The organism is Streptomyces sp. GL_141, assembly GCF_057834385.1.
On record NZ_CM174402.1, the window covers coordinates 4,742,399 to 4,766,790 of the forward strand.

Here is a 24,392-nt window from a genome sequence, read left to right on the forward strand (position 1 = left end):
GCCCCCCGCCTGAGGGGCCCCGCGTGCCTAGATGATTGATTCCAAGGCCTTAGTGGTCGTAGGCGGTCAGTGATCGGATGACTGGTCCACCGGTCTTGTGGTTGTGCCAGATCGCGGCGGTCAGGGCGAGGAGTCGCTGTAGGACGCGCACGGTGACCCCGGCGGGCGTGCGGCCGCCGTGCCGTTCGAGGTCGAGTTGTCCCTTGAGGGTCTGGTTGACCGACTCGATCAGCTGGCGCAGTGGCTTGAACAGCTCGGCTCCGGCCCGCTCGGGTTCACCCTTGCGGGCCGGCCTCAGCAGCCGGACGCCCAGGTCGGCGAGGTCCCTCTCGAAGGCACGGCCGTAGTAGTTCCTGTCCGCCAGCAGCGTCGGTGGTGGCCGGTTTGCGAGCAGGCCCGGGTCGACGTGGAAGATGTCCAGCAGCACTTCGCGTTCGACGGCCTTCGCTCCGGTCAGCGCGAAGGCGATGGGCAGGCCGTGCGGAGTGCAGACCAGGTGCAGGCGCAGGCCCCAGAAGAACCGTGAGTGGCTGGAGCAGTAGCCGTACTCGGCCCATCCGGCCAGGTCGGAGCGTTTCGAGGTCTCGCGGGAGCGTCCGCACTCCACGGGTGTGGAGTCCACGATCCACACGTCATCGGTCCACAGGGCGGTGTCGGTGGCCAGCTCACGCAGGACCTGCCTGACCAGGCCCGACGCCCGTCGCAGGCGCTTGTTCCAGCCTGGCTGCTGGGGCAGGTACGGGAAGAGGTGCCGCAGGTGAGCGTGGGCGTGGCGCAGCCAACGGGCCTCGGAGACGAAGCCCAGCAGGGCCTGCATCACCGCGAGGGTGACCAGTTCCGCATCGCTGAGCTTCGGCTCCAGGCCGACCCGCGGGCGCCACGGAGCAAGATGCGGCGAAGCCTTCAAAAGGTCATCGACCCGCACGTACAGTGCAGTTGCGAGGGTGTCTATCTCGGTCGTCACAAACTGAGATTGGGCACCCTCGCGTCCGTACGGCTACCCCTTGGAATCAATCATCTAGTGGCGGAAGAAGATGCGGTCGCCGTACTCCTGCATGACGCGGCCGTTCCACTCGTGGCCGCCGTCGACGTTGCCCGAGCGCAGCAGCGGCGGCTCGACCCCGCGGGCGACGAGCTCGCCGGCCGCGGCGGCCATGACCGCCTGCATGATCGCGCTGGTCACGACGGTCGAGGCGGGGGCGAAGGGGGCTTCGATGCCCTCGTGCGTGAGCTCGGCGTCGCCGACCGCGATCTTGCTGTCGAGGACGATGTCGCAGTGGTCCTTGAGGAAGGTGCCGGAGACGTGGCGGGACTTGGTGCCGGTCGCGTACGCCACCGAGGTGACGCCGATGACCTTGAGGCCGATCGCGCGGGCGTTCATGGCCATCTCGACCGGCAGCGCGTTGCGCCCGGAGAGGGAGATGATCACGAGGACGTCGCCGTCGCTGGCCGGGCTGCTGTCCAGGACCGCCCCGGCGAGGCCGTCGACGCGCTCCAGGGCGCTGCCGAGGGTGGCGGGCATGACGTCGATGCCGGCGGTGCCGGGGACGGCGAGGAAGTTCATCAGGGCGAGTCCGCCGGCCCGGTAGACCACGTCCTGGGCGGGGAGCGAGGAGTGCCCGGCGCCGAAGGCGAAGAGCTTGTGCCCGGCGGCCACGGCGTCGGCGATGACGGTCCCGGCCTCGTTGATGCGGGTGGACTCCTCGTCCCGTACCCGCTCCAGCAGGCCGATCGCGGCGTCGAAGAACTGACCGGCCAGCTTGCTCTCGCTCATACGCCGATGGCCTTCCGGGGTGGGAGTGGGTGAGGTTGTCGTCCGTGTCCGCCGCTCACCGTGCGGTCTGGACCAAGGGCGTGTCAATACGAAATTCCATCCAGGGGGCGAAAGGCCCGGTGGGCGGCGTAATGAGAGGTGACCACCGGGGCGCGGGGGGTGTTTCGGGGCGGTCCGGAACGGCCCTTGACGTCCTACACGGGACGGTTGTCGGCGCGATGGGTCAGAATTGGGGGCAGGGCCAGCGCACGCAATCCGAGGGGCACGAATGTCCGGACTGATCGACACCACGGAGATGTACCTCCGCACCATCCTCGAACTGGAAGAGGAAGGTGTGGTCCCCATGCGCGCCCGTATCGCCGAGCGGCTCGACCAGAGCGGCCCGACGGTGAGCCAGACGGTGGCGCGGATGGAGCGCGACGGCCTGGTGGCGGTCGCCAGCGACCGGCATCTGGAGCTGACCGACGAGGGGCGCAAGCTGGCGACGCGCGTGATGCGCAAGCACCGGCTCGCGGAGTGCCTGCTCGTCGACGTCATCGGCCTGGAGTGGGAGCAGGTGCACGCCGAGGCCTGCCGCTGGGAGCACGTGATGAGCGAGGCGGTGGAGCGGCGGGTGCTGGAGCTGCTGCGTCACCCGACCGAATCGCCGTACGGCAACCCGATCCCGGGGCTGGAGGAGCTGGGCGAGAAGGCCGAGGCCGATCCGTTCCTGGAGGAGGGCATGGTCAGCCTCTCCGAGCTGGACCCGGGCGTGGAGGGCAAGACCGTGGTGATCCGCCGGATCGGCGAGCCGATCCAGACGGACGCGCAGCTGATGTACACGCTGCGCCGGGCGGGCGTGCAGCCCGGTTCGGTGGTCAGCGTGACCGAGTCGCCCGGCGGTGTGCTGGTCGGCAGTGGGGGCGAGGCCGCGGAGCTGGAGGCGGACGTCGCCTCCCACGTGTTCGTGGCGAAGCGCTGACGGAGGCGCGGAGAGGCGTAGGGGCAGGGAGGCGTAGAGGCGGTTCGACAGGCTGACGCACGGGCGTTCGATCGGGTCGCCAGTGCGAGCGAATCCGGCTGGTGTCGGCCGATGTGGACCGGTGCGGATCTGTATGGATGGTCCCGGCGCCTTACGGCGCCGGGACCGGTCCTCCCCTGCTTGACCTGGAGCCCCGAGCTCTCAAGGTCATCCCTTCGGACCGTCTTCCCCGAGCGGTCCGCCTCCCTGTTGAAAGGATCTCCATCGGCAGCGGCGGTCAATCCTTGAGCAAGGTCACTCGAAAGAGCGGTGTTGGCGGCGAGAACCCCGTTTTCGAATGCGGGTTCGATACTGTGGCCGGGAGCGAAGGGGGTGCATCTGCGGTGGTACGACGCCTCGATGTGACGGGGGCCGACGGCGTACGCCTGGCTGCCTGGGAGTTCCGCGAAGCGGCCGTGGAGCGTGAGCCCGCGCCGGAGCCGTCGTCGGACCCTTCGCCGCCGCGTTCGTCCTCGGGCGAGCCCGCGGCCCTCTTACTGCACGGCCTGATGGGCCGCGCCTTCCACTGGGCGGGCACCGCCCGCTGGCTCGGCGCGAGCCGCCGCGTCGTGGCCCTCGACCAGCGCGGCCACGGTCAGAGCGAGCGCCCCCCGACCTCCGGCCCCGGCAGCTCCGTCGCCTACGGACGCGAGGCCTTCGTGGCCGACGCCGAAGCGGCCGTAGAGCAGCTCGGCCTCGCGCCGGTGACGCTGATCGGCCATTCCATGGGCGCCCTCACCGCCTGGCAGCTCGCGGCCCGCCGCCCCGACCTCGTGGCGGCCCTGGTCATCTGCGACATGCGGGCCTCCGCGCTGGGGGAGGCCTCGCAGCAGGAGTGGGAGGAATGGTTCCGGCACTGGCCGCTGCCGTTCCCCACGCAGGACGCCGCGCGGCGCTGGTTCGGCGAGGACGATCCGCGGGTGGAGCGCCCGGATCCCGGCCGGGGCGAGTTCTTCGCCGAAGTGATGCACCAGGCGGACGACGGCTGGCGCCCGCTGTTCTCGCGCCGCCAGATGCTGACCGCGCGGGAGACCTGGGTGCACGACGCGCACTGGGAGGAGCTCGCCCAGGTCCGCTGCCCGACGCTGGTGGTCCGCGGCCTGGACGGCGAACTGGGCCGGGCGGAGGCCCAGGAAATGGTCCGCGTCCTGCCGGCCGGCCAGTACGCGGAGATCCCGGACGCCGGCCACTACCTCCACTACGACCACCCGGCGGCTTGGCGCGCGGCGGTGGAGCCGTTCCTGGACGGGGTCAAGGCCTCGGCATGAGGGGCCGGCGGGGCTGGCGGGTCCGGCGGTGACCTGGCGGGCCCCGTCGGGCCGGGCGAAGCCGGTGGTACGTGGCGGGGCCTGACAGGGCCCGATGGGCCTGGCGGAGGTGGCTGTTGGGCCGCGGGCCCGTCTTCTGCCGCCCCCGGGGCCTTACCGGGCTGCGCGGTCTGCCGGGGCCTGCGGGTGGGCGAGGTGGCTGTTGGCCCCCGGGCCGCTCCCCGCCGCTCCCGGTGCTCCTGTGGGGCCTGGCGGGGCCCGATGGGCCTGGTGGAGGTGGCTGTTGGGTCGTGGGCCCGTCTTCTGTCGCCCTCCGGGGCCTTGCCGGGCTGCGTGGTCTGGCGGAGCCCTGTGAGTAGGCGGGGGTTGTTGGCCCCCGAGCGCTCCCTGCCGCTCCCGGTGCTCCTGTGGGGCCGTACGGGGCCTGACGGGCCGGTAAGGCGAACATGTGCCGCGGGCCCGGCTTCGTCGCTCCTGCGGGCTCCTGTCGGGCCTTACGGGGCCTTGCGTGCGGCCTCGTGGATCCGGTGGGGGGTCAGGTGGCGGCCGGGGGGCGACAGTTGGCGGATGGTCGCAGTGGATCGGGTCCTGGGTTCCGAGGAGGAAGTCCAGGGCTTCGGCGACCTCGGAGGGCAGCTCCGGTGCCGCGGGGTCGCTCACGGGGTGTCCAGGAGGGCGAGCTGTTCCGGCAGGGGCAGGGCCTCGCCCGTGGTGAAGGCGGCGTGCAGGGCCGTGGAGTCCGCTGTCCGGGTGGCCTCGGTGGCCTCCTGGATCCGGCCGCGCAGGAACCAGTACCAGGACTGCGCGTCGGCAAGCGGATGGTGTGGATCCCGCTGGTGAGCTACCCGGAGGCCAAGTTCAAGGAGCTCGGCTGGGACGGGCCGGTGGACCGCCTCCTGCGCGTCGGGATCTCCGAGTACTGCGGCATCGAGGGGGCCACCGTCCACTTCGTCTACGACTCCCTGAGCGCGGGCGAGTCGGCCCTCGCCGAGGCGGACGCCGCCCTGGCCCCGGTCCGTTGACCGGCGGATGTCGTCCTGCGGAGCCGTCCTGTGCCGTGGCCGGTACCGCTGACAGCCGTCTGTCAGCCTGTCAGCGGTACCGGACGCCCCTCACTCCGCACTCGGGTGCGTCAGCCCTTGCTGACCGCCAGCAGGATCTCGGGGAGCTTGCGCGCCACCGCCGGGGCGGCGATGCGCAGGCCGGCCCAGGTGGCCAGCGTGCCCCAGGCCAGGCCCAGGGGGAGCAGGATCCAGGCCTGGGACTTCTGGTCCGTGGCGCTGAAATAGATGGCCAGGGCGATCAGCGGGGAGCTGATCAGCGCCGTGGCGAACATGCCGGCGAAGAGGCTCCCCCACGCCAGGGCGCCCTGGCCCGGGGCGACGTTCTTGAAGGCGCCGTCGGTCGGGATCGAGTACGCGAAGAAGGCGGACGACAGGGCTCCCGTGCACAGCATCGAGCCGAGCAGGGCCAGGGCCAGGCCCAGGGCGCCGGGGAACCCGGCCCAGTCGCCGATCAGGCCGGCCGTGACCGCCGCGACCAGCACCGTGAAGGGCACGGTGACCAGCGCGAGGGCCAGGGCGCGGGCGCGCAGTTCCACGTACGCGTCCCGGGTGCTCGCGATGGTCTGCGCGACCATCCAGAACGCCGAGGTGTCCTGCCCGAACTGGTTGTACATCTGGAGGCCGATCATGCCCGAGGCGAAGCAGGCCAGGTACACCGAGCCGCTGCCCTGGACGGCGTTGACGACGGGGATGATCAGGCCGATCGCCAGGGCCGAGACGAACGCCGACTTGGTCTTCGGGTCGCGCACGCTGTAGCGCAGCGCGCGCTGGATCGCCGCGCCCGTACGGTCGTCCGGCAGCAACGACCAGCCGCCGCGGGCCTTGCCGTCGGCCGGCTTCTTCTTCTCCTTGGCGGCCGCGATCGTCGAACCGTCCGGGGTGACCATCAGCTTGGTCAGGCTGCGTTCCCAGAACCAGAGCAGCAGTCCGAGGGCGGCGACCGTGATGAGGAGCTGGGCGGCCGCGATCCCGTACGAGCCCTCGCTCGCGGAGTCCACCATCCCGACGGCCGTCGCGGGCGGCAGCCAGCGCACGACCGACCCGACCGGCTCCAGCCGCTCCAGGCCACCGGTCTCGAACAGCCGCTGGGCGGCGAAGTTCGCGGCCTGAGCGCCGATCGCGATCAGCAGGCCGCTGAGCAACGCGAGGTCACGCCCCTTGCGGCTGGTCAGCAGCCGGACGTTGGCGGTGGCCACCGCCCGGGCCAGTGCGACGCAGCCGAGCAGCAGCAGCGGCACGGCCAGGACGGCGGCCACCACGCCCGCCGCGCCCCGCGCGAGGGCGATCACCGAGCCGACGGCCAGGCACAGCGTGAACAGGGGGCCGATGCCGACGAGGGAGGAGGCCAGCAGGGCCCGTACGAGCGGCCGCGGGCGCAGCGGCAGCATGACCAGCCGGCTCGGGTCGAGCGTCTCGTCGCCGGTGGGGAAGAACAGCGGGAGGAACGTCCAGCAGAGGGCCATGAACGCCGCCAGCAGTACGACGACCGACGCGGCGTGCGCGTTGCCGCGCAGCAGGGCGAGGCCGAGCGTGGTGAAGAAGGCGACGACGAGGGCGAGGCCGAGCGTGCCGAAGTAGGCGGCCTTGCGCTTCGAGGAGCCCTTGAGTCCGTTGCGCAGGAGGGACAGCTTGAGGCGGACGAAGACCGGGGTGATGTTGACGGACGCGGCCGCGGAGGCGGGGGCGCCGGACCCGGATGCGGGCGCCGGAGCCCGCGTGTGCGTGGGCGTGCTCATCGGACGCCCGCCCCGTTGCTCCCGCCGTTGGCCGCCGCCCCGCCGCCGAGCCAGTCCAGGGACTCGCCGGTGGCCCGGCCCTGCGCCCCGACCAGCTGCAGGAACGCGGCCTGCAGCGAGGGCGCGTCGCCCCGTACGTCGGCCAGCGGGCCCGCGGCCCTGATCCGGCCGGCGGCCATGACGGCCACCCAGTCGCACAGCGACTCGACGAGCTCCATGACGTGGGAGGAGAAGACGACCGTGGCTCCGGAGGAGGTGTAACGTTCCAGCACTCCGCGGATGGTCTGCGCGGACACCGGGTCCACACCCTCGAACGGCTCGTCCAGGAACAGTACTTCGGGGTTGTGGAGCAGCGCGGCCGCGAGGCCGATCTTCTTCCGCATGCCCGTCGAGTAGTCGACGATCAGCTTGTTCTGCGAACCGGCCAGGTCCAGGATCTCCAGCAGCTGCGTGGCCCGGCTGTCCGTCTCGCGGCCCGGCAGCCCCCGCAACCGGCCCATGTAGCCGAGCAGTTCCCGCCCGGAGAGCCGCTCGAAGAGCCGCAGGCCCTCCGGCAGCACGCCGATCCGGGACTTCACCTCGACCGGGTCCGCCCACACGTCGTGCCCGGCGACGATCACCCGGCCCATGTCCGGGCGCAGCAGCCCGGTCACCATGGACAGCGTCGTCGTCTTGCCCGCGCCGTTCGGCCCGACGAGGCCGACGAACTGCCCGGCGGGCAGCTCCAGATCGATCCCGGACACGGCCACCTGCTCGCCGAACCGCTTCCACAAACCCTCGACCCGCACGGCGGGTACGGCGGACGGTGCGGGTCGCACACCGCCGCCCGTTCCGTCCGTTTCGCCCGTCGCAACGCCCTGGTCCGGCATGCGCCTGCCTCTCGATTCCGTTCCCCGTGTCCTGCTTTTCTCACCATAGGAGGAGGGGGGAGAGGTGGAGCAGTTACTTATGTCATGAGTTTCCCGGCCAACGTGTCCGCTGGTCAGGGCCGTGTCACGCCGTGCGCCGGGCCCGTTCCGCGGCCGCCTCGCGCCCGCACGCGTAGGCCAGTGCGTCGATCAGCTCCTCCACGTCGGGCAGCCACCGGTTCGCGGCCGTCGGCGGCTGCGCCCACTGCACCGAACCGCGCCCGCCGATCCGGGTCGGCGGCGCGGCCACGTACTCGCCCTCACCGCGTGCGACCAGGTCGAGCTGGGCCGGCTGCCAGCCGATCTTGCGCAGCAGGTCGGGCACCTTCGCCCCGGCGCCGGGCAGGACGAAGAACAGCATCCGTCCCGCCGGGTTGGCGATCACCGGTCCGAGGGTGCGCTGCATGCGCTGGAGCCGGGCCAGCGCGAGGAAACCGGCGGCGTCCGGGACGTCGAGCGCGTCGAAGGTCCGGCCCGTGGGCAGCAGGATGGCGGCCTTCGGGTTCTTGCCCCAGAGCCGCCTGACCTGCACGGCGCTGCCCGAGGCCTGCGAGGCCCAGTCCTTCCCCGCCGCGTGCGCGCCGGGCGCCGGGCACTGGGCGCCCCCGCACGAGCACTGTTCCCGCCCGTCGCCGGACTCCAGCCAGGTGCCGGCGAAGACATCCCAGTGCCGTTCTTCCGTGTACCGCACGGCATGGTCCAGCAGCGGCTCACTGCGCTGCAGGGGGATGGGCGCGGTCTCCGTGACTCCGATGGTCTCTTCCACGTGCAACACAACTCTTGCGGTCACCGGGGGTTACGGGCGTAAACCAGCCGGGCTCGGGAGCATCGATCCTGCATGCGGGGCGCATCGGTGCATCGCGGGGGGCGCGTAGGAGGCCGGGGCGCCGGAGGTGGGTAGCGAGAGGACGCAATGGGGAAGATTCCCCGCACATCAGGCGGGAAGTGATCATTCGAACGATCACCCGCGTCTCTGGGGGTTTTCATGGCAGCCAGGCCTCTCGTCGCCCGCCAGCCGAACGAACGGCTGCAGGCGCTCATCCAGGAAGCCGGGTGCTCCAATGCCGGGCTCGCCCGGCGCGTCAACATGTGCGGGGCCGAGCACGGCCTCGACCTCCGCTACGACAAGACCTCCGTGGCCCGCTGGCTGCGGGGCCAGCAGCCGCGCGGCCGGGCCCCCGGGATCATCGCCGAGTCGCTGGGCCGCAAACTCGGCCGGACCGTCACCATCGACGAGATCGGCATGGCCAACGGCAAGAACCTCGCCTCCGGTGTCGGCCTGCAGTTCTCCCCGACCGTCATCGGTGCGATCGAGCAGGTCAGCGAGTTGTGGCGGAGCGATGTGGGCCGGCGCGACTTCCTGTCGGGGTCGAGCGTGGCTTCCTCGGCGCTGGTCGAGCCCAGCCGGGACTGGCTCATCACCGGGGCCGACGCGCAGGTCGCGCGCAGCGGCGGCTCACGGGTGGGCATGTCGGACGTGGAGGCGGTACGGGCGACCACGCAGGCCCTGAAGGACCTCGACCACCGCTTCGGCAGCGGGCACGTGCGCCCGGTGGTCGTGCACTACCTCAACTCGGTGGTCTCCGGCCTGATCGGCGGCGCGTACCGGGAGCCCGTCGGCCGGGCGCTGTTCGCGGCGGTCGCCCGACTCACCGAGCTGGCGGGCTACATGGCGGTGGACACCGGCCAGCCGGGCCTGGCCCAGCGGTACTACATCCAGGCGCTCCGGCTCGCGCAGGCGGCGGGCGACCGGGCGTACGGGGGTTACGTACTGGCGGCGTCGATGAGTCACCTCGCGGCGGATCTGGGCAACCCGAGGGAGATCGCGCAGCTGGCCAGAGCCGCACAGGAGGGGACACGGGGCCAGGTCACCCCCCGGGTGGAGGCGATGTTCTACGCGGCGGAGGCGCGGGGCCACGCACTGCTCGGTGACGCGCGGTCGACGGCGGTGCTGTCCTCACGGGCGCTGACGGCGCTGGAGCGGGCGGAGCCGGAGTCGGGGGACGACCCGGAGTGGATCCGGCACTTCGACCAGGCGTACCTCGCGGACGAACTGGCGCACTGCCACCGCGACCTGGGGCAGGCCGACGCGGCGGCGAAACGGGCGGAGGAGGCCCTACGGGACCTCCCGGCGGGCAAGGCGAGGCGCCGGGCGATCGGTCTGCTCTTGCTGGCGGCGGCGCGGGTGCAGCAGCGCGAGGTGGAAGCCGCCTGCCAGACGGCGACGCAGGCGGCGGAGGCCCTGTCGGGCATCCGCTCCCACCGCGGGGCGGTGTACCTGGAGGACTTCCGCACCCGTCTGGACCCCTACCGGGAGGAACCGGCGGCCCGGGAGTTCACGGCCCGCCTGGAGCCGGTCCACTGACCCCGCCGCCCGGCCCCGTGAACCAGGGCTGTCGGGCGGCGGGTCCGCCGGTTCGGCCGATGCCGGCGGTTCGGCTCAGCCGATGACCTCTACGCGGCCCTCCCGGCCGTCGCTGACGAGGTGGTTGGCGTCGGCGTCGACGAAGCGGATGCGCCAGTAGCCGCTGCTCTGCGCGGTGAACTTCATGTTCACGGCCCCGTAGGCCCCGGAGACGGAGGTGCCCATCTCCTTCCACGTGGTGGAGCCGTCGGGCCGGAAATAGTAGCGGACCTTCTGGCCGGCGTACGGCACGAGCCCCTCCGCAGTCCTGGTCCGCAGGACTGCGGAGACGGACAGCTGCTTCCCCTTGACCGCCTGGAGCGGTCCGACGCGCTCGCCCGAGATCGCCGTCGCGGCGCGGTTCTGGACGAGCACCTTGGTGCCCGTGCTGGGGCCGATGTTCTTGGTGCCCGGCGTGCGCACCCGCCACCCGTTCTCGGAATGCCAGCGCGAGGGGGCGACCGTCACGGTGAACGTCTTGTTGTAGGGCACGACGAGGGACGTCTTGGTGATCCATTCACCCGACGTGGTCCGGAGCTGGATCTCGACCGGCGCCTGCTGGCCGGTGAGGCCGTCGACGACGACCTTGGCGCTGAGGGTGAGCCTGCCGTACTTGTCGGTGGAGACCAGCTTGTCCTCGACGACCTTGGTCGTGTGGGTGACCTTGGCGACGGTCGCGGTGCGCGTGCCGTCCCCCATCAGCCAGCTGCTGGTGCCGACGGACACGTTCACGGAGCCGGTCCTGAAGATCGGGGGCAGCAGGGTGTAGCTGCCGTCGGCGCCGGCGGTGGCCTGGCCCTTCCCGGCTCCCGCGGCGACGACGCTCTGGCCGGCGGCGGGCTTGACCGTACCGTCGTCCGCCTGGCGGCTGAGCTTGCCGAGCACGGGCACGGCGGTCCCGTAGCGGGCGGTGAGGGGCGCCGTGGAGGTCATCGTCAGGACGGCCTTCTGGGCCCGGATCGTCGCCGGGGCCGTCGCGGACACCTCGGTGTCCCCGTCTGCCAGTGCCACGGTGTGGCGCAGACTGCTCTCCGTGCCGAGGGCGGCGACGGAGGTGGAGAACTTCCCCTGTGCGTCGGAGACTCCGTCGGCCCAGCCCTCGCCGAGGCGGGCACGGACCCGGGCGCTCGTCAGCGGCAGGCGCTCGCCGGTGCGCGGGTGGATGGCGGTGACCGTGCCGGTGACCTGGGTGGCGAGGGCGTCCAGCGAGAACTCCTGCCGGCTGGACTTCGCCTCTACCTTGGCGTCGAGCGCGTAGGTGGACCGGCCGGCGTTGCGGCGGGTCACCTCGTTGCCCTTGTAGTCCCTGGCGTACACGTCCAGTTCGTAGTCCCCCATGTCGGCGAGGACCAGCGGCTGCTTCTCGCCCTCGTACCACGAGCGGCTGGGTCCGTTCGATTCGTCGGGGTACTCGTAGTGGTAGGTGAGGTCGTCGACCACGGCCACGACCTTGTCGGTGCCGGCCCGGCGCACCTCGACCCGGTACGGGGTCGTGTTCGAGCCGCCATCGACGTAGACGCTGAACGTCTTCTCGTACTCGTGGATGCTGGCGTCCCCCACCTCGACCGGAACGGACTTGATCTCCGGGTCCGCCATCGGTGCCGCCTGCCGCGCGGCTGGCGTCGCGTTCGCGGCGGGCGCCGCCAGCGCTCCCACGGCCGCGAGCGCGACGGCCGTCCCGACGGCCGTCATGGTCCTTTTGAAACTGTTCACCGGAAACCCCCGTGCGTCACATGTGATCGACTGCACGGGTTGGACGACCGACCCGCCCCGGGGGTTGTACGGGTTCCGGGGACTTTTTCCGTCCGGCACCGTTTTCCGCCCCGTACCGGACGCCCGGTGTCCGGTACGGCCTGCGGCGACGAGGCCGACACTGGCAAACTCGGCGGGGAACGGTAGCGTGAGCCGACGGTTCCGTGGACGCGGACAGGTCGGAGAGGGAGTTCCGGTGACGGAGAGCGGACAGGGCGGCAGCCCGCAGGGAGGCGAGCCGTGGGGCCCGCCCATGCCCGCACAGCCGCCGACGCAGCCGCCCGCACAGCCCGGCGCGGAGCCGGAGTACCTGTACGGACAGCCCTCCTACGGCTACCCCGCACCCGGCGGCCCCGCCTACGGCTACCCGCAGGGTCACGTCGTCGGCCCCGGCTACGAGGGCCCCGGCGACCCCCACGGCTACGGCTACCCGCCGCTGCCGGAGGCGGCCACCCAGTACATCGCGCCGGTCCCCGCGGCCCCCGCGCACGGTGAGGCGGCGACGCAGTACATCGCGCCGGTCCCGGCCGCGCCCGCGTACGGCGAGGCGGCCACGCAGTACATACCGCCGGTCCCCGCGGCCCCCGCGCACGGCGAAGCCGCCACCCAGTACATTCCGCCGGTCCCGGCCGCCCCCGCGTACGACGAGGCCGCCACGCAGTACATCCCGCCGGTCCCGGCCGCGCCCGCGGATCCCGCCGCCGGCTTCGACGGGCTGTTCCGGGGGGACGTCCAGCACACGCAGCAACTGCCGCCCATCCAGGAGCCGGTGCTCCGCCAGCAGCCGCCGCAGCAGCGCCCCCGTCCGCAGCAGCAGCAACAACAGCCGTACGCACAGCAGCAGCAGTACGCGCCGCCGCCGCAGCAGCAGTACCAGCAGCAGCCGCCGCCGCACTACCAGGACCAGGACCCGTCCCCCGCGGCCCGCAAGGTGTCGCCCGCGATCATCGCCGCCGTCGTCATCGGCCTGGCCGTCGTCGGGCTCGGGGTCGGTGCGGTGCTCAGCGACGGCAAGGCGCAGAACAACGACCCGGCCGCCGTGGCGCCCACCCCCGCCCCCGGCAGCTCCGCCGCGGACAAGGGCGAGGCCCCGCTGGACCCCGCGCAGCCGCAGGCGGTCCAGCTCGACAAGCTCCTCGCGGACAGCAACGACAGCCGGGCCGCGGTGATCAAGGCCGTCGAGGACATCAAGGGCTGCAGCAACCTGGACCAGGCGGCCAACGACCTGCGCGACGCGGCCCGGCAGCGCGAGGAGCTGGTGACCCGGCTCCAGGAGCTCAAGGTGGACCAGCTCCCGGACAACGCGAAGCTGACCGCGGCCCTCACCAAGGCGTGGAAGTCCTCCGCCGAGGCCGACAACAGCTACGCGGCCTGGGCGGACGACGTCAAGGCCGACGGCGACAAGTGCAAGGACGGCAAGGCCAAGTCGACCGGCAACGCCTCGGACGGGAACAAGGCGAGCGGCGACGCCACCCGGGCGAAGGAGAACGCGGCCGGGATGTGGAACGCCATCGCCGGAAAGTACGGCCTGACCAAGCGGGACAAGAGCCAGCTGTAGGGCGGGCTCCCGGCCCGAGGGGGCAGGCGCGTCCTAGCTCGAACGGGGCGCCTGCTCCAGGGTCTTGGTCATGTCCATGGACTGCTCGCCGCCCGGCTGGGCCACCAGGCGGCCCTGTTGGACGACCTGGAAGGTGACCCGGCCGTTGACCATGCGGGGGAAGCCGGAGACGGCGCGCATGTCCTGGTAGCGCCAGCTGAGGTCGGGGGTCAGGCCGCCGGTCTTGACGGGGTCGGACTGGTTGAGCTTCCGCGTGAGGGTGCGCCCGGTGAGGTCCTCGTCCTCCTTGAACCGCTTCACCATCTCGCCGAACACCGTGTACGCGATCCAGGTGGTCTGGGCGCCGCTGTCGTCGGGGTCCACGGCGTTGTCGCCGAAGGCGTGGTCCGAGATGACGTTGCGCATCTGCGTCCACAGGGGGTCCGCGGAGACCGGGTACCAGCTCGTGACGTACGCGCCCTCGAAGGGGCTCTCCTTGCCGCCGGTGCGGTCGACCAGGGCCTGGCTGACCGAGCCGAGCACGGAGGAGACCTGGGGCTTGCGGTTCTGGGAGTCGGCGCGGCGGAAGGCGTCGAAGAAGGTCTCGGTGCGGGCGCCGAGCACGGCGGCCACGCAGCCCTTCTCCTTGCCGTCCTTGCCGTCCTTCGCGGAACTCGCGCCGCCCTTCGCGGGGGCGGCGGGGGAGGAGGCGGCCAGTGCCTCGTTGGCCTGGACGGAGAGGTCCGCGGAGTCCTCGGCGGCCCGGATGTCGCTGGCCTCGCCCATCTGGTTGGCCTTGAGGCCGGCGTTGAGCTGGAGGGGCAGGGAATCGCCGGCGAGGGTGTCGGGGCGGACCAGGGCGACCTTGGCGCAGGTGCGCCCCAGCTGGTGGCCGGCGCCGGCCACCAGGACGGGCTGGCCGCCGTTGACGGGGTAGGAGAGCGGGGACTGGAACTCCTCCGCGGAGACTCCGTACCCGCCGATGAACGGGATGCCCTCGGCTTCCAGCGGGGCCAGGAAGGCGCGTCCGTGCTGGCTGTAGGAGCCGATGACGGCGACGGCCTTCTCGGCGACCGCCTTGCGGGCGCAGTCGGCGGCGCCGTTGGGCGTGTTGCGCTCGTCGCAGGTCAGGACGCGGAGCTTGCGGCCGTTGATGCCGCCCTTGGAGTTGACCCAGCGCTCGTAGGCCTTGGCCATGCCCGGCATGCCGGGCATGTTGGTCGCCTTGGACTCCACGGGGGCGAAGGTCATGACCGTGAGGGTGTCGGCGCCCCCGGAGCCCCCCGAGCCTCCGGGGAGCGCCCCGCAGCCGGCGACGAGACACGCGCCCATCGCCATGGCCGTGGTCCGGGCCAGAAAGGTGCGGGACAGTGCTGCTGATCGCCGGGTGGTCATGTGCATGCACCATTCCGCGCCCCGGGTAACTGAAGTGTGAGGTGTGTACAACGTCGGGTGACATCCGGGTGAATTACGAGTGGCGTGCGCACGCTGAGTGAGCGCCGGGCGGGTCCGGGCCGCCGGGCGCGGGCGCCTGAAGATCACCCCGCGCGGGAACGTACGATCGAAAGCGTGACATTCGCCCAAGGTTCGAAGAACTCTTCCCGCCGTGGCGGCCGCTCCTCCACCATGGGCGGCATGCCCCTCAACGACATGCCGTGGTGGCGCTGGCGCAGCAACGTGCGCTCGGCGCTGCACATGCTTTCCGACCCCGCGTTCCAGGAGGACACCTGGCTGGCCGGCGCCGAAGGGTACGGGGACGTCACCGACGCCGTGTACCGGCTCGTCGAGGACACCTGGCTCGACAGCTGGTCCGCGGAGAAGTACGTCGGCACGATCTTCCGCGACTCGCAGGAAGCGGCCCTCGTGGACCTCGCCGTGCTGCGCGTGCTCCGGATCATGCACCAGATAGGCCCCGACGCCCCCGTCTCCGGCTACCTGGAGCACCACGCCTGGCCGGAAGCGGTACGGGCCGCGCGCGAAGCCCACGTACGACTGGCGACGGCGGACGGGGACGAGCCCGACGCGCGCCCGCGCTCACTGGACGTCCTGAGGATCCTCACGCGCGCGGTGTGATGTGGAAGGCTGTGGGGTCATGAGCGACGACCCGCAGCCCCAGGCCACGCAGCAGTACGTACTGACCCTCTCATGCCCGGACAAGCAGGGCATCGTGCACGCCGTGTCCAGCTACCTGTTCATGACCGGGTGCAACATCGAGGACAGCCAGCAGTTCGGCGACCGCGACACCGGCCTCTTCTTCATGCGGGTCCACTTCGCGGCCGACGCTCCGGTGACCGTGGAGAAGCTGCGGGCGAGCTTCGCCGCGATCGGCGACACCTTCCGGATGGACTGGCAGATCCACCGCTCCGACGAGCGCATGAGGATCGTGCTGATGGTGTCCAAGTTCGGGCACTGCCTCAACGACCTGCTCTTCCGCCACCGGATCGGCGCGCTGCCGGTGGACATCGCGGCGGTGGTGTCGAACCACACCGACTTCGAGGAACTGGTCGGCTCGTACGGGGTCCCGTTCGTGCACATCCCGGTGACGAAGGACACGAAGGCGGCGGCCGAGGCGCAGCTGCTGGAGCTGGTGCGGGCCGAGGACGTGGACCTCGTGGTCCTCGCGCGGTACATGCAGGTGCTCTCCGACACCCTGTGCAAGGAGCTGAGCGGGCGGATCATCAACATCCACCACTCGTTCCTGCCGAGCTTCAAGGGCGCGAAGCCGTACCACCAGGCGCACGCCCGGGGCGTGAAGCTGATCGGTGCGACCGCGCACTACGTGACGGCGGACCTGGACGAGGGCCCGATCATCGAGCAGGAGGTCGAGCGGGTGGGGCACGAGGTCACCCCCGACCAGCTGGTGGCGATCGGCCGGGACGTGGAGTGCCAGGCGCTGGCGCGGGCCGTGAAGTGGCACAGCGAGCACCGGGTCCTGCTGAACGGGACCCGGACGGTCGTCTTCACGTAGCCCCCGGCAAGCCGGGCCCGGTCGGGCCCAGCCGGCGGGACCCGGGCCCCGCGTCCGGCTCGGGGACGCTACATCCGGCTCAGGGACGCTGCCGCGAAGAGGACGTCGCGGATGGCCTCGCGGTCGCCGTTCTGGCCGACCGCGGCGTCCTCCGGGGAGATGTGGCCCGCGGCGAGCTGACAGAATTCGGCGCCGTCCAGGGCGATCCGGGCCACCGTGTGGTCCGGTGAGGGCTTCGCCGCGGGCGAGTCCAGGGCGATGTCCCAGCCGCCGCCTCCCGCACCCTCGATCTCCAGGTGCAGGGTCCGGCCCGGCGCCCCCGCCGCGACCAGCCCGCGCGGCGGCGCCGCCAGTCCCGCCCGCCGGCGCCCGGCCAGGGCCGCCGGCAGGAGCCGGGCCGCCAGGTCGATCATCCGGTTCAGGTGGGGCGCGGACGGCGGCCCGTACGGGTAGTCCACCGCCTCCGCGATGTCCACGGCGTGGACCCAGCACTCGAAGGCCCGCTCCAGGAAGGCGTCCCCGAGGGGCAGCGCGAAGGCGCCGTAGTCCACGTCCAGCTCGGCCACGCCGCGGCCCGCGAAGGACACCGTGCGGACCAGGGTGTGGCCCTGCTCCCGCCACGGCTCGCGGACCCGCCGGGTGGTCGGGTACGGGGAGTCCTCCCAGAACCGTTCCGTGCGCTCGGCCGGGGTGTCCTCGGACGCGTCCCGGCCCAGCGGGTCGTCCAGGCCCAGCGCGGCCGCCACGAGGCCGTCCACCGCCAGCAGGTGTCCGATGACCCCGGCCACCGTGGTCCGGCGCGACTGGCGGCGCTCCTCCTCGAACCACTTCAGCCGGACCGGGGTGTGCCACTCCGCGTCCCCGAAGTCCCGCAGCAGCGCGTCGAGCCGGGCCGTCTCGGTGTCGTACGGGCTCGCCCACATCGGGACCGGGATGCGGGCCGGGCGCTTGCCGAGGCAGTCCTCCAGCACGCGCGAGCGCAGCAGCGGCTTGAGGTCGAGGCTCTCCTCCGGGTGCAGCAGTCCCACGGCGTCGCGCAGTCGCAGCGCCTCCTCGGCGCAGCGCGCGCATTCGGTGAGGTGGTCCTCGACGGCCTGGGTCTCCTCCGCGGAGCAGGCCGCCAGGGCCCAGGCGCCGAGCAGGGACTTCAGGACGGCGTGGGTGGGCGGGGGCGCGGCCGGGACGGGGGCGGGCTCGGGTTCGGCGGGCGCCGGTACGGCCCGGTGGTCGGAGATCTCCGGGTACTCCGTGTACCGCGCGTCGACGATGTCGTCGATGTCGTCAAGGTCGTCGAGGTCGTCGAGGTCGTCGGCCGCACCGCGCGGGCCCGGTATGCGCGCGGGGCCGCCGGGGTGCCGGGGCGGCTCGTGGCGCTCGTACTCTTCGCCGTCTTCTTCACCGAAGGGGCTGCTCGGCGTTGTCATCGGGTGGTTCCATATCCGGAGGGGCCGTATCCCGGCGGGACCATGTCGTCGCGCGGAACGGCATTGGCCGTGGACAGGAGTTGCAGGCCCAGGCGCAGCCGGCGCCGGGCCTCGTCCTCGGTGATCTGTAGGTCGGCGGCGGCCTGGCGGTAGTCACGGCGCTTGAAGTAGGCGAGTTCGAGCGCGGCCCGCAGGGGTGCGGGCATGGAGGTGACGATGAAGTCGGCGCGGGCCGCCGCGTTGGCGGTGCGCACCTTCTGTTCCAGTTCCTCGCGGGAGCCGTTGCCCAGTTCGGCCTGGCGCAGGCGGGCCACGGCCTGCCCCTGGGTGATGCGGGCGACCCAGGAGCGCATGGAGCCCTGTTTGGGGTCGTAGGCGTCCGGGTTCTCCCAGATGTAGCCGAAGACCTCGCGGGTGACCCGGTCGGCGGCCTTCTCGTCGCCGAGGACCCGGTGGGCGAGGCCGTGCACGAGCGAGGCGAAGCGGTCGTAGAGTTCGCCGAGCGCGGCGGCCTCGCCGCGGGCCAGGCGTTGTTGCATGCGGCGGTCCCAGCGCGGTGGTGCGTCCTTCGGCATCGTGCCCCCAGCCGGCATTCCCGGTTTCGCAGCCGTGTGTCGACCACTCGAATGTAGTGGGCATCCAGCGGTGTGCGCCCGTTTTGCCAGAACCTCGTCCCCGAAGTGCGCCCTCCGTGATAGGGCCGTCGCGCGGTGTGCATGCGGATGGCCGGTCCCGGACGCCGCCGTTGGGAAAAGAGCATGCGTACAGGCGTACGCGCCCCACCGCGCTCCTCGTGCGCTGGTTCGATGCGGCCACCTCCTTGCCCGCTTCGCTTAACGCGCAGGCCACGTAGGCCTTACGCTCCTGTCCTGTCTTGAACTGCACCCCACCGCACACGTGAAGGCGGAACGCCGAAAATGGACAGCGCAGAATACGAGCGCAAGATCGCCGCCCGCTTCGCCACCTTCGACCAGGACGGGTCCGGGTATATCGACCGGGAGGACTTCAGTACGGCGGCCAAGGCGGTCCTGGCCGAATTCGCCGTGGCTGCCCGGTCCGACAAGGGCCAGGCCGTCTTCGCCGGCGCGGAGGCCTTCTGGCAGGGCATGGCCGGCATCGCGGACGTGGACGGGGACCAGCGGGTGTCCCGCGAGGAGTTCGTCACGGGCGCGGCGAAGCGGCTGCGGGACAACCCGCACCGCTTCGCGGAGATCGCGCGGCCGTTCCTGCGGGCGGTGATCGCGGCGGCGGACACGGACGGCGTCGGTGCGACCCCGGCGGCCACGGCGCGCGTCCTGCGCGTGCTGGGCACCCCGGAGGAACTGGCGGGCCCGGTCGCGGCGGCGCTGGACGCGGACGGCGACGGGCGCATCACGGAGGACGAGATCCTGGCGGCCTTCGCCGGCTACTGCGGGGTGGCGGCCCCGGACGCGTAGGCGTCGGTGCAGGCGCCGGCGTAGGTGTTGGTGGGGCCCATGGGCTCCGGGCGCGCCCGGAGCCCATGGGCCCCACCCGCTACGCGAAGCGTTCGCGGAGTTTGTACTTGAGGACCTTGCGCAGGGCGTCGTTGCGGGGAAGGGCCTCGACCAGTTCCAGTTGTTCCGGGAGCTTGTGCGTGGAGAGGCCCTCCGTGCGGAGGTGCGAGGTCACCTCGGCCAGGGTCAGCGGGGCCGCGCCCGGGGGCTGCTCGACGACCGCGCAGACGCGTTCGCCGCGCTCCGGGTCCGGCAGGCCGATGACGGCGACGTCGGCCACGGCGGGGAGCTGGTGGAGCAGGTCCTCGATCTCCTTCGCCGAGATGTTCTCGCCCTTGCGGATGATGACGTCCTTGCTGCGGCCGGTCAGGACCAGGTAGCCGTCCTTCGTGAGGTGGCCGAGGTCGCCGGTGATCAGGTAGCCGTCGGCGTCGAAGACTCCGGTGTTCTGGTCGCGGTTGAGGTACCCCTGGCAGACCGCCTCGCCGCGGAGCCGGACCTCGCCGTCGGTGTCCGGCGGGAGGGGCGCGCCCTCCGGGGTCGTGATGCGGATCGACATGCCCTGCGGGGGCCGGCCCTCCGTGGTGGCGAGGTTCTCCGCGGTGTCGTCCGGGGCGCCCATCGTGATCATGGGGACCTCGGTCATGCCGTAGCCGTGGGTGAGCTGGCAGCCCAGTTCGCGGACGACCGCGTGGTAGATCTCCGGGGGCTTCGGGGCGCCGCCGCCCGCGAGGAGGCGGAGGGTGGGGATGAGTTTGGTGCCCGGGTCCTTGCGCTGCTCGGTGAGGAACATGGAGTAGAAGGCCGTGGAGCCGCCGGCGACGGTGACCCCGTGGCGGCGGTAGCCGTCCAGGGCGCCCGGCATCGCGAACTTCTCGAAGAGGACCGCCGGGAACCCGTAGAGCAGGAGCATCACCGTGTAGTCGGGGCCGGCGATGTGGGCGAACGGGAAGGCCATCGAGCCGACGTCGTCCGGTGACAGGTGCAGGGCGTGGGCCAGGCAGGAGCCGCCCGCGATGAGGGAGCGGTCCGTGTGCAGGACGCCCTTGGGGTCCGAGGTGGTGCCCGAGGTCCAGTAGATCCACCGGACCGCGACCCCCTCCTCGGGGGGCGGGGGGAGCACCGCGGGGTCGCCCGTGGGGAGGGACTCGTAGGCCTCGAAGACGCCGTGCGCGCCGAGGCGGTGCGCCATCGCCGTGTGGTCGAAGCCGCGCCAGACGCCGGGGACGGCGAAGAACTCCGCCTTCGACTCGCGCAGGGCGAAGCCGACCTCGCGGTCCCGGTAGAAGGGGATGACGGGGGTCTGGACGGCGCCGATGCGGGCGAGGGCGACCGAGAGCAGCACGGTCTCGATGCGGGTGGGGAGCTGCCAGGCGACCACCGTGCCGGGGCGCACGCCCATGCCGTACAGGCCGGCCGCGACCTGCTCCGAGCGGTCGCGCAGTTCCGCGAAGGTCAGCCGGCGGTCCTCTGCGGGGTCCTCTGCGGCCTCGATGAGGACGGGGGCGTCGGGGGTCATGGCGGCCCGGCGGGTGATCAGGTCCCAGAGCGTGCGGGACCGGCTGAGTTCGACTGCGGTGCTGTTGTCCGTCATCCCGGACCCGCCTCCCGTTGGCCGCCACATGGACCTGACGGATAGTCAGATCAAGCGCAGAGCGTAGAGCGCGGACGCTTGTCGGTCCAGGGGTGGGGAGCTAGCTTGGTTCCAGATTTCTGACGCTCCATCAGATTCGGCCTCAGATTCGGCATCAGCGAGGGGACACCATGGAACTGCCTCGGATCATCAGCGTCGACGACCACGTCATCGAACCGGCCCACCTCTTCGACGTATGGCTGCCGGCCAAGTACCGCGACCGCGGACCCAAGGCACTCACCGCCGGCATCGGCGAACTCGCCTACACCGGCGGCAAGTACGTGATCACCATGGACCCCGACGGCCCGCCGACCGACTGGTGGATCTACGAGGACCTGAAGTTCCCGTACAAGCGCAACATCGCCGCCGTCGGCTTCGACCGGGACGAGATGACCCTGGAGGGCATCACCCGCGAGGAGATGCGGCGCGGCTGCTGGGACCCCAAGGCGCGCCTCCTCGACATGGACCTCAACCACGTCGAGGCCTCCCTGTGCTTCCCGACCTTCCCGCGGTTCTGCGGGCAGACCTTCGCCGAGGCGAAGGACAAGGAAGTGGCCCTGGCCTGCGTGCGCGCCTACAACGACTGGATGGTCGAGGAGTGGTGCGGGGACAGCGGAGGCCGGCTCATCCCGCTCTGCATCATCCCGCTCTGGGACATCGACCTGGCCGTCGCCGAGATCCGCCGCAACGCCGCGCGCGGGGTGCGGGCGGTGACCTTCTCCGAGATCCCCACCTACCTCGGCCTGCCGTCCATCCACTCCGGCTACTGGGACCCCTTCTTCGCCGTCTGCCAGGAGACCGGCACCGTCGTCAACATGCACATCGGGTCCAGCTCCCAGATGCCCGCCGCCTCCCCCGACGCCCCGCCCGCCGTGCAGGCCGCGCTCAGCTTCAACAACGCCATGGCCTCGATGATGGACTTCCTGTTCAGCGGGGTGCTCGTCAAGTTCCCGACGCTGAAACTGGCGTACAGCGAAGGCCAGATGGGCTGGATCCCGTACGCCCTGGAGCGCGCCGACGACGTGTGGCAGGAGCACCGCGCCTGGGGCGGGGTCAAGGACCTGATCCCCGAGCCGCCGTCCACGTACTACTACCGGCAGATGTTCTGCTGCTTCTTCCGCGACAAGCACGGCATCGCCTCGCTGGACGTCGTCGGCCGCGACAACGCCACCTTCGAAACCGACTACCCGCACGTGGACTCGACCTTCCCGCACACCAAGGAGGTCGCCCTCGACCACGTCAAGGGACTCGACGAAGAAACCGTATACAAGCTCATGCGCGGAAATGCCATCCGTATGCTCGGACTTGACTTCGACAAGGACCGGCGGACGGGGCGGTAGGCGCAGTGGACCTCACCTATACCGAGGAGGAGCGCGAGTTCCGGGCCCGGCTGCGGGCCTGGCTCGCGCACGTGCTCCCCGGGCTGCCGCCCAGGCCCTCGCCCGACGACTGGCCGGGCCGCCGCGCCTACGACGCGGGCTGGCAGCGCCGGCTGTACGACGCTGGGTACGCCGGACTGCACTGGCCGGTGGACGCCGGCGGCCGCGGGGCCACGCCCACGCAGCACCTGATCTACCTGGAGGAGACCGAGCGCGCGGGAGCCCCGTACGTCGGCGCGAACTTCGTCGGGCTGCTGCACGCCGGCCCGACCATCGCCGCCGAGGGCACCGCGGAGCAGCGGGCGCGCTGGCTGCCGCCCGTCCTGCGCGGCGACGAGGTGTGGTGCCAGGGCTTCAGCGAGCCGGACGCGGGCTCCGACCTGGCCTCGCTGCGCACCCGCGCCGTCCGCGACGGCGACGAGTACGTGATCACCGGCTCCAAGATATGGACCTCGCACGCGGAGGTGTCCGACTGGTGCGAGCTGCTGGTCAGAACGGACCCGGATGCCCCCAAGCACCGGGGGATCTCCTGGCTGGCCATGCCGATGGACGCGCCCGGGGTGACGATCCGGCCGCTGCGCACCCTGGCCGGGTCCACGGAGTTCGCGGAGATGTTCCTCGACGAGGTGCGGGTCCCGGTCGCCAACCGGGTCGGCGCGGAGAACGACGGCTGGCGGGTCACGATGGTGACCCTGTCCTTCGAGCGCGGCACCGCCTTCGTCGGCGAGGTCGTCGCCTGCCGGCGCACCCTGGGCGAGCTGGCGCGCGCCGCGAAGGCCAACGGCCGCTGGGACGACCCGGTGCTGCGGCGCCGGCTGGGCCGGCTGTACGGGGAGTTCGGCGCCCTGTGGCGGCTCACCCAGTGGAACGTCAGCGAGTCCGAGCGCTCCGGCGGGGTCCCCGGCATCGGCGGCAGCGTCTTCAAGCTGGCGTACTCGCACGCGCGCCAGGAGCTGTACGACACGGCCGCCGAGGTGCTGGGGGCCGAGGCCCTCTCGCTGGAGGAGGAGTGGACCCTGGACCGGCTCTCCTCGCTCTCGTACACGATCGCGGCGGGCACCTCGCAGATCCAGCAGAACATCGTGGCCGAGCGCATCCTCGGCCTTCCGAAGGGCAGGTGAGTTCCGTGGACTTCCAGCCGACGCAGGACCAGCGGGACCTGCGGGCGGGCGTACGGGACCTCCTGGCGGGCCGCTACGACCGCGAGGCGTTGCGCGCCTCGGTGGACGGGGCGGCCGCCACGGGCCGGTCCGTGGACCGGGCCCTGTGGCGGGAGCTCGGCGAGGCCGGGTTCTTCGCGCTGCGGCTCCCGGAGGACGAGGGCGGGGTCGGGCTCGGGCTGCCGGAGGCCGTCCTCGTCTTCGAGGAGGCCGGGCGGGCACTGCTGCCCGGCCCGCTGGTCGCCACCCACCTGGCCGCCGGGCTCGTCGCGGGGGCCGCGGAGGGCGAGGCGGTGGTGACGGCCTTCGACATGGAAGGTCCGCTGGTGGCCCACCTCGGCGAGGCGGACGCGGTCCTCGGATCGGACGGGGAGCCGGTGGAGGTCCATGCCGGGGACCCGGTGCGCTCCGCGGACCCGCTGACCCCGCTGGCGCGGGTCTCCCTGCCGGGGCGGCCGGTGGCGGCCGGGACGTACCGGGACGAGGGGGCGCTGCTGACGGCGGCCCTGCAGCTCGGCAGCGCGCTGCGCACGGTGGAGCTGGCGGTGCGGTACGCCAAGGACCGCGAGCAGTTCGGGCAGCCGATCGGGGCGTTCCAGGCGGTCAAGCACCTGTGCGCGCAGATGCTGGTGCGGGCCGAGGTGGCCCGTACGGCGGTCTACGCGGCCGCCGTGACGGCCGATCCGGCGGAGGTGGCCGGGGCCAAGCTGCTGGCCGACGAGGCGGCCGTGCGCAATGCCCGGGACTGTCTGCAGGTGCACGGCGGGATGGGCTTCACCTGGGAGGCGGACGTGCACCTGCACCTGAAGCGCGCGTGGGTGCGGGCGGAGCAGTGGCGGACGGCGGCGCAGGCGGAGGAGGCGCTGGCGGCGGAGCTGCTGGCGGCGGCGGAGTAGGAGGAGCAGGCGGA

Annotated in this window: 21 protein-coding genes; 11 read left to right on the forward strand and 10 right to left on the reverse strand. The window is 72.1% G+C overall.

The window, feature by feature from the left end; all coding sequences use genetic code 11:
* Positions 1–49 precede the first annotated feature (49 nt).
* The gene (locus AC3IX6_RS20910; RefSeq protein ID WP_489363493.1) at positions 50–964 is read right to left on the reverse strand and encodes an IS982 family transposase; all 915 of its coding nucleotides are present in this window, start codon (positions 962–964) and stop codon (positions 50–52) included.
* A gap of 54 nt (positions 965–1,018) precedes the next feature.
* Complete coding sequence (locus AC3IX6_RS20915) at positions 1,019–1,774, reverse strand: SIS domain-containing protein (protein WP_489363495.1); 756 nt, start codon at positions 1,772–1,774, stop codon at positions 1,019–1,021.
* Positions 1,775–2,042: 268 nt separating this feature from the next.
* Between AC3IX6_RS20915 and AC3IX6_RS20920 the strand changes: the two genes are divergently transcribed.
* From AC3IX6_RS20920 to AC3IX6_RS20930, 3 genes are all read left to right on the forward strand, one after another.
* On the forward strand, positions 2,043–2,735 hold the full coding sequence (locus AC3IX6_RS20920; RefSeq protein WP_489363497.1) for an iron-dependent transcriptional repressor DtxR: 693 nt from the start codon (positions 2,043–2,045) through the stop codon (positions 2,733–2,735).
* Positions 2,736–3,118: 383 nt separating this feature from the next.
* Complete coding sequence (locus AC3IX6_RS20925; protein WP_489363498.1) at positions 3,119–4,042, forward strand: alpha/beta fold hydrolase; 924 nt, start codon at positions 3,119–3,121, stop codon at positions 4,040–4,042.
* Positions 4,043–4,764: 722 nt separating this feature from the next.
* On the forward strand, positions 4,765–5,064 hold the full coding sequence (locus AC3IX6_RS20930) for a hypothetical protein (protein ID WP_489363500.1): 300 nt from the start codon (positions 4,765–4,767) through the stop codon (positions 5,062–5,064).
* A 110-nt stretch (positions 5,065–5,174) separates the two neighbouring features.
* Here the strand turns inward: AC3IX6_RS20930 and AC3IX6_RS20935 are convergent, their stop codons facing one another.
* The 3 genes from AC3IX6_RS20935 to AC3IX6_RS20945 form a co-directional block, all read right to left on the reverse strand.
* Positions 5,175–6,842, reverse strand: coding sequence for a transporter (locus AC3IX6_RS20935; protein ID WP_489363502.1), 1,668 nt, complete (start codon positions 6,840–6,842; stop codon positions 5,175–5,177).
* Positions 6,839–7,711 carry an ABC transporter ATP-binding protein gene (locus AC3IX6_RS20940; protein WP_489363504.1) on the reverse strand — a complete coding sequence of 291 codons (873 nt, stop codon included), beginning with the start codon at positions 7,709–7,711 and terminating at the stop codon, positions 6,839–6,841. The genes AC3IX6_RS20935 and AC3IX6_RS20940 overlap by 4 nt, the downstream gene beginning before the upstream one ends.
* Before the next feature lie 124 nt (positions 7,712–7,835).
* Positions 7,836–8,516, reverse strand: coding sequence for a bifunctional DNA primase/polymerase (locus AC3IX6_RS20945; RefSeq protein ID WP_489363506.1), 681 nt, complete (start codon positions 8,514–8,516; stop codon positions 7,836–7,838).
* 219 nt (positions 8,517–8,735) lie between these two features.
* On the opposite strand from AC3IX6_RS20945, the gene AC3IX6_RS20950 reads away from it, so the two are divergent.
* Positions 8,736–10,115, forward strand: a complete 1,380-nt coding sequence (locus tag AC3IX6_RS20950; RefSeq protein WP_489363508.1) for an NsdA family TPR-like regulatory protein — start codon at positions 8,736–8,738, stop codon at positions 10,113–10,115.
* A gap of 75 nt (positions 10,116–10,190) precedes the next feature.
* Here the strand turns inward: AC3IX6_RS20950 and AC3IX6_RS20955 are convergent, their stop codons facing one another.
* Positions 10,191–11,846 carry a hypothetical protein gene (locus AC3IX6_RS20955; RefSeq protein ID WP_489363510.1) on the reverse strand — a complete coding sequence of 552 codons (1,656 nt, stop codon included), beginning with the start codon at positions 11,844–11,846 and terminating at the stop codon, positions 10,191–10,193.
* Between the two features lie 256 nt (positions 11,847–12,102).
* Here AC3IX6_RS20955 and AC3IX6_RS20960 point away from each other — a divergent pair, with 256 nt between their 5' ends.
* Positions 12,103–13,464 carry a hypothetical protein gene (locus AC3IX6_RS20960; RefSeq protein WP_489363512.1) on the forward strand — a complete coding sequence of 454 codons (1,362 nt, stop codon included), beginning with the start codon at positions 12,103–12,105 and terminating at the stop codon, positions 13,462–13,464.
* A 33-nt stretch (positions 13,465–13,497) separates the two neighbouring features.
* Here the strand turns inward: AC3IX6_RS20960 and AC3IX6_RS20965 are convergent, their stop codons facing one another.
* The gene (locus AC3IX6_RS20965) at positions 13,498–14,838 is read right to left on the reverse strand and encodes an ABC transporter substrate-binding protein (RefSeq protein WP_489371512.1); all 1,341 of its coding nucleotides are present in this window, start codon (positions 14,836–14,838) and stop codon (positions 13,498–13,500) included.
* A gap of 231 nt (positions 14,839–15,069) precedes the next feature.
* Here AC3IX6_RS20965 and AC3IX6_RS20970 point away from each other — a divergent pair, with 231 nt between their 5' ends.
* Together AC3IX6_RS20970 and purU are read left to right on the forward strand one after the other, a co-directional pair.
* Positions 15,070–15,516, forward strand: a complete 447-nt coding sequence (locus AC3IX6_RS20970; RefSeq protein ID WP_389697293.1) for an SCO4402 family protein — start codon at positions 15,070–15,072, stop codon at positions 15,514–15,516.
* Between the two features lie 19 nt (positions 15,517–15,535).
* On the forward strand, positions 15,536–16,411 hold the full coding sequence (gene purU, locus AC3IX6_RS20975; protein ID WP_250742740.1) for a formyltetrahydrofolate deformylase: 876 nt from the start codon (positions 15,536–15,538) through the stop codon (positions 16,409–16,411).
* A 68-nt stretch (positions 16,412–16,479) separates the two neighbouring features.
* On the opposite strand, the gene AC3IX6_RS20980 is transcribed toward purU, so the two are convergent.
* Positions 16,480–17,835: a maleylpyruvate isomerase N-terminal domain-containing protein gene (locus AC3IX6_RS20980; protein WP_489363514.1), complete on the reverse strand. Its 1,356-nt coding sequence runs from the start codon at positions 17,833–17,835 to the stop codon at positions 16,480–16,482.
* Positions 17,832–18,410, reverse strand: coding sequence for a sigma factor (locus AC3IX6_RS20985; RefSeq protein ID WP_489363516.1), 579 nt, complete (start codon positions 18,408–18,410; stop codon positions 17,832–17,834). The genes AC3IX6_RS20980 and AC3IX6_RS20985 overlap by 4 nt, the downstream gene beginning before the upstream one ends.
* A gap of 342 nt (positions 18,411–18,752) precedes the next feature.
* Between AC3IX6_RS20985 and AC3IX6_RS20990 the strand changes: the two genes are divergently transcribed.
* Entirely contained in the window at positions 18,753–19,271 is a 519-nt protein-coding gene (locus AC3IX6_RS20990; RefSeq protein ID WP_489363518.1) for an EF-hand domain-containing protein, read from the forward strand.
* Positions 19,272–19,350: 79 nt separating this feature from the next.
* On the opposite strand, the gene AC3IX6_RS20995 is transcribed toward AC3IX6_RS20990, so the two are convergent.
* Complete coding sequence (locus tag AC3IX6_RS20995) at positions 19,351–20,904, reverse strand: AMP-binding protein (RefSeq protein ID WP_489363520.1); 1,554 nt, start codon at positions 20,902–20,904, stop codon at positions 19,351–19,353.
* A gap of 170 nt (positions 20,905–21,074) precedes the next feature.
* Between AC3IX6_RS20995 and AC3IX6_RS21000 the strand changes: the two genes are divergently transcribed.
* Genes AC3IX6_RS21000 through AC3IX6_RS21010 form a run of 3 tightly spaced genes read left to right on the forward strand, consistent with a single transcriptional unit; the run spans position 21,075 to position 24,378 of the window.
* Positions 21,075–22,283 (forward strand): amidohydrolase family protein, encoded by a 1,209-nt coding sequence (locus tag AC3IX6_RS21000; RefSeq protein WP_250742735.1) that lies wholly within the window; start codon positions 21,075–21,077, stop codon positions 22,281–22,283.
* Between the two features lie 5 nt (positions 22,284–22,288).
* Positions 22,289–23,443 carry an acyl-CoA dehydrogenase gene (locus AC3IX6_RS21005; protein WP_489363522.1) on the forward strand — a complete coding sequence of 385 codons (1,155 nt, stop codon included), beginning with the start codon at positions 22,289–22,291 and terminating at the stop codon, positions 23,441–23,443.
* Between the two features lie 5 nt (positions 23,444–23,448).
* Positions 23,449–24,378 carry an acyl-CoA dehydrogenase family protein gene (locus tag AC3IX6_RS21010; protein WP_489363524.1) on the forward strand — a complete coding sequence of 310 codons (930 nt, stop codon included), beginning with the start codon at positions 23,449–23,451 and terminating at the stop codon, positions 24,376–24,378.
* The last annotated feature ends 14 nt before the right edge of the window (positions 24,379–24,392 follow it).

Bases quoted from the DNA above. Each gene is read 5' to 3' on its own strand.
- AC3IX6_RS20915 (WP_489363495.1), bottom strand. From the start codon at position 1,774: ATGAGCGAGAGCAAGCTGGCCGGTCAGTTCTTCGACGCCGCGATCGGC.
- AC3IX6_RS20920 (WP_489363497.1), top strand. From the start codon at position 2,043: ATGTCCGGACTGATCGACACCACGGAGATGTACCTCCGCACCATCCTC.
- AC3IX6_RS20935 (WP_489363502.1), bottom strand. From the start codon at position 6,842: ATGAGCACGCCCACGCACACGCGGGCTCCGGCGCCCGCATCCGGGTCC.
- AC3IX6_RS20940 (WP_489363504.1), bottom strand. From the start codon at position 7,711: ATGCCGGACCAGGGCGTTGCGACGGGCGAAACGGACGGAACGGGCGGC.
- AC3IX6_RS20950 (WP_489363508.1), top strand. From the start codon at position 8,736: ATGGCAGCCAGGCCTCTCGTCGCCCGCCAGCCGAACGAACGGCTGCAG.
- AC3IX6_RS20955 (WP_489363510.1), bottom strand. From the start codon at position 11,846: ATGACGGCCGTCGGGACGGCCGTCGCGCTCGCGGCCGTGGGAGCGCTG.
- AC3IX6_RS20965 (WP_489371512.1), bottom strand. From the start codon at position 14,838: ATGACCACCCGGCGATCAGCAGCACTGTCCCGCACCTTTCTGGCCCGG.
- AC3IX6_RS20970 (WP_389697293.1), top strand. From the start codon at position 15,070: ATGGGCGGCATGCCCCTCAACGACATGCCGTGGTGGCGCTGGCGCAGC.
- purU (WP_250742740.1), top strand. From the start codon at position 15,536: ATGAGCGACGACCCGCAGCCCCAGGCCACGCAGCAGTACGTACTGACC.
- AC3IX6_RS20980 (WP_489363514.1), bottom strand. From the start codon at position 17,835: ATGACAACGCCGAGCAGCCCCTTCGGTGAAGAAGACGGCGAAGAGTAC.
- AC3IX6_RS20985 (WP_489363516.1), bottom strand. From the start codon at position 18,410: ATGCCGAAGGACGCACCACCGCGCTGGGACCGCCGCATGCAACAACGC.
- AC3IX6_RS20990 (WP_489363518.1), top strand. From the start codon at position 18,753: ATGGACAGCGCAGAATACGAGCGCAAGATCGCCGCCCGCTTCGCCACC.
- AC3IX6_RS20995 (WP_489363520.1), bottom strand. From the start codon at position 20,904: ATGACGGACAACAGCACCGCAGTCGAACTCAGCCGGTCCCGCACGCTC.
- AC3IX6_RS21000 (WP_250742735.1), top strand. From the start codon at position 21,075: ATGGAACTGCCTCGGATCATCAGCGTCGACGACCACGTCATCGAACCG.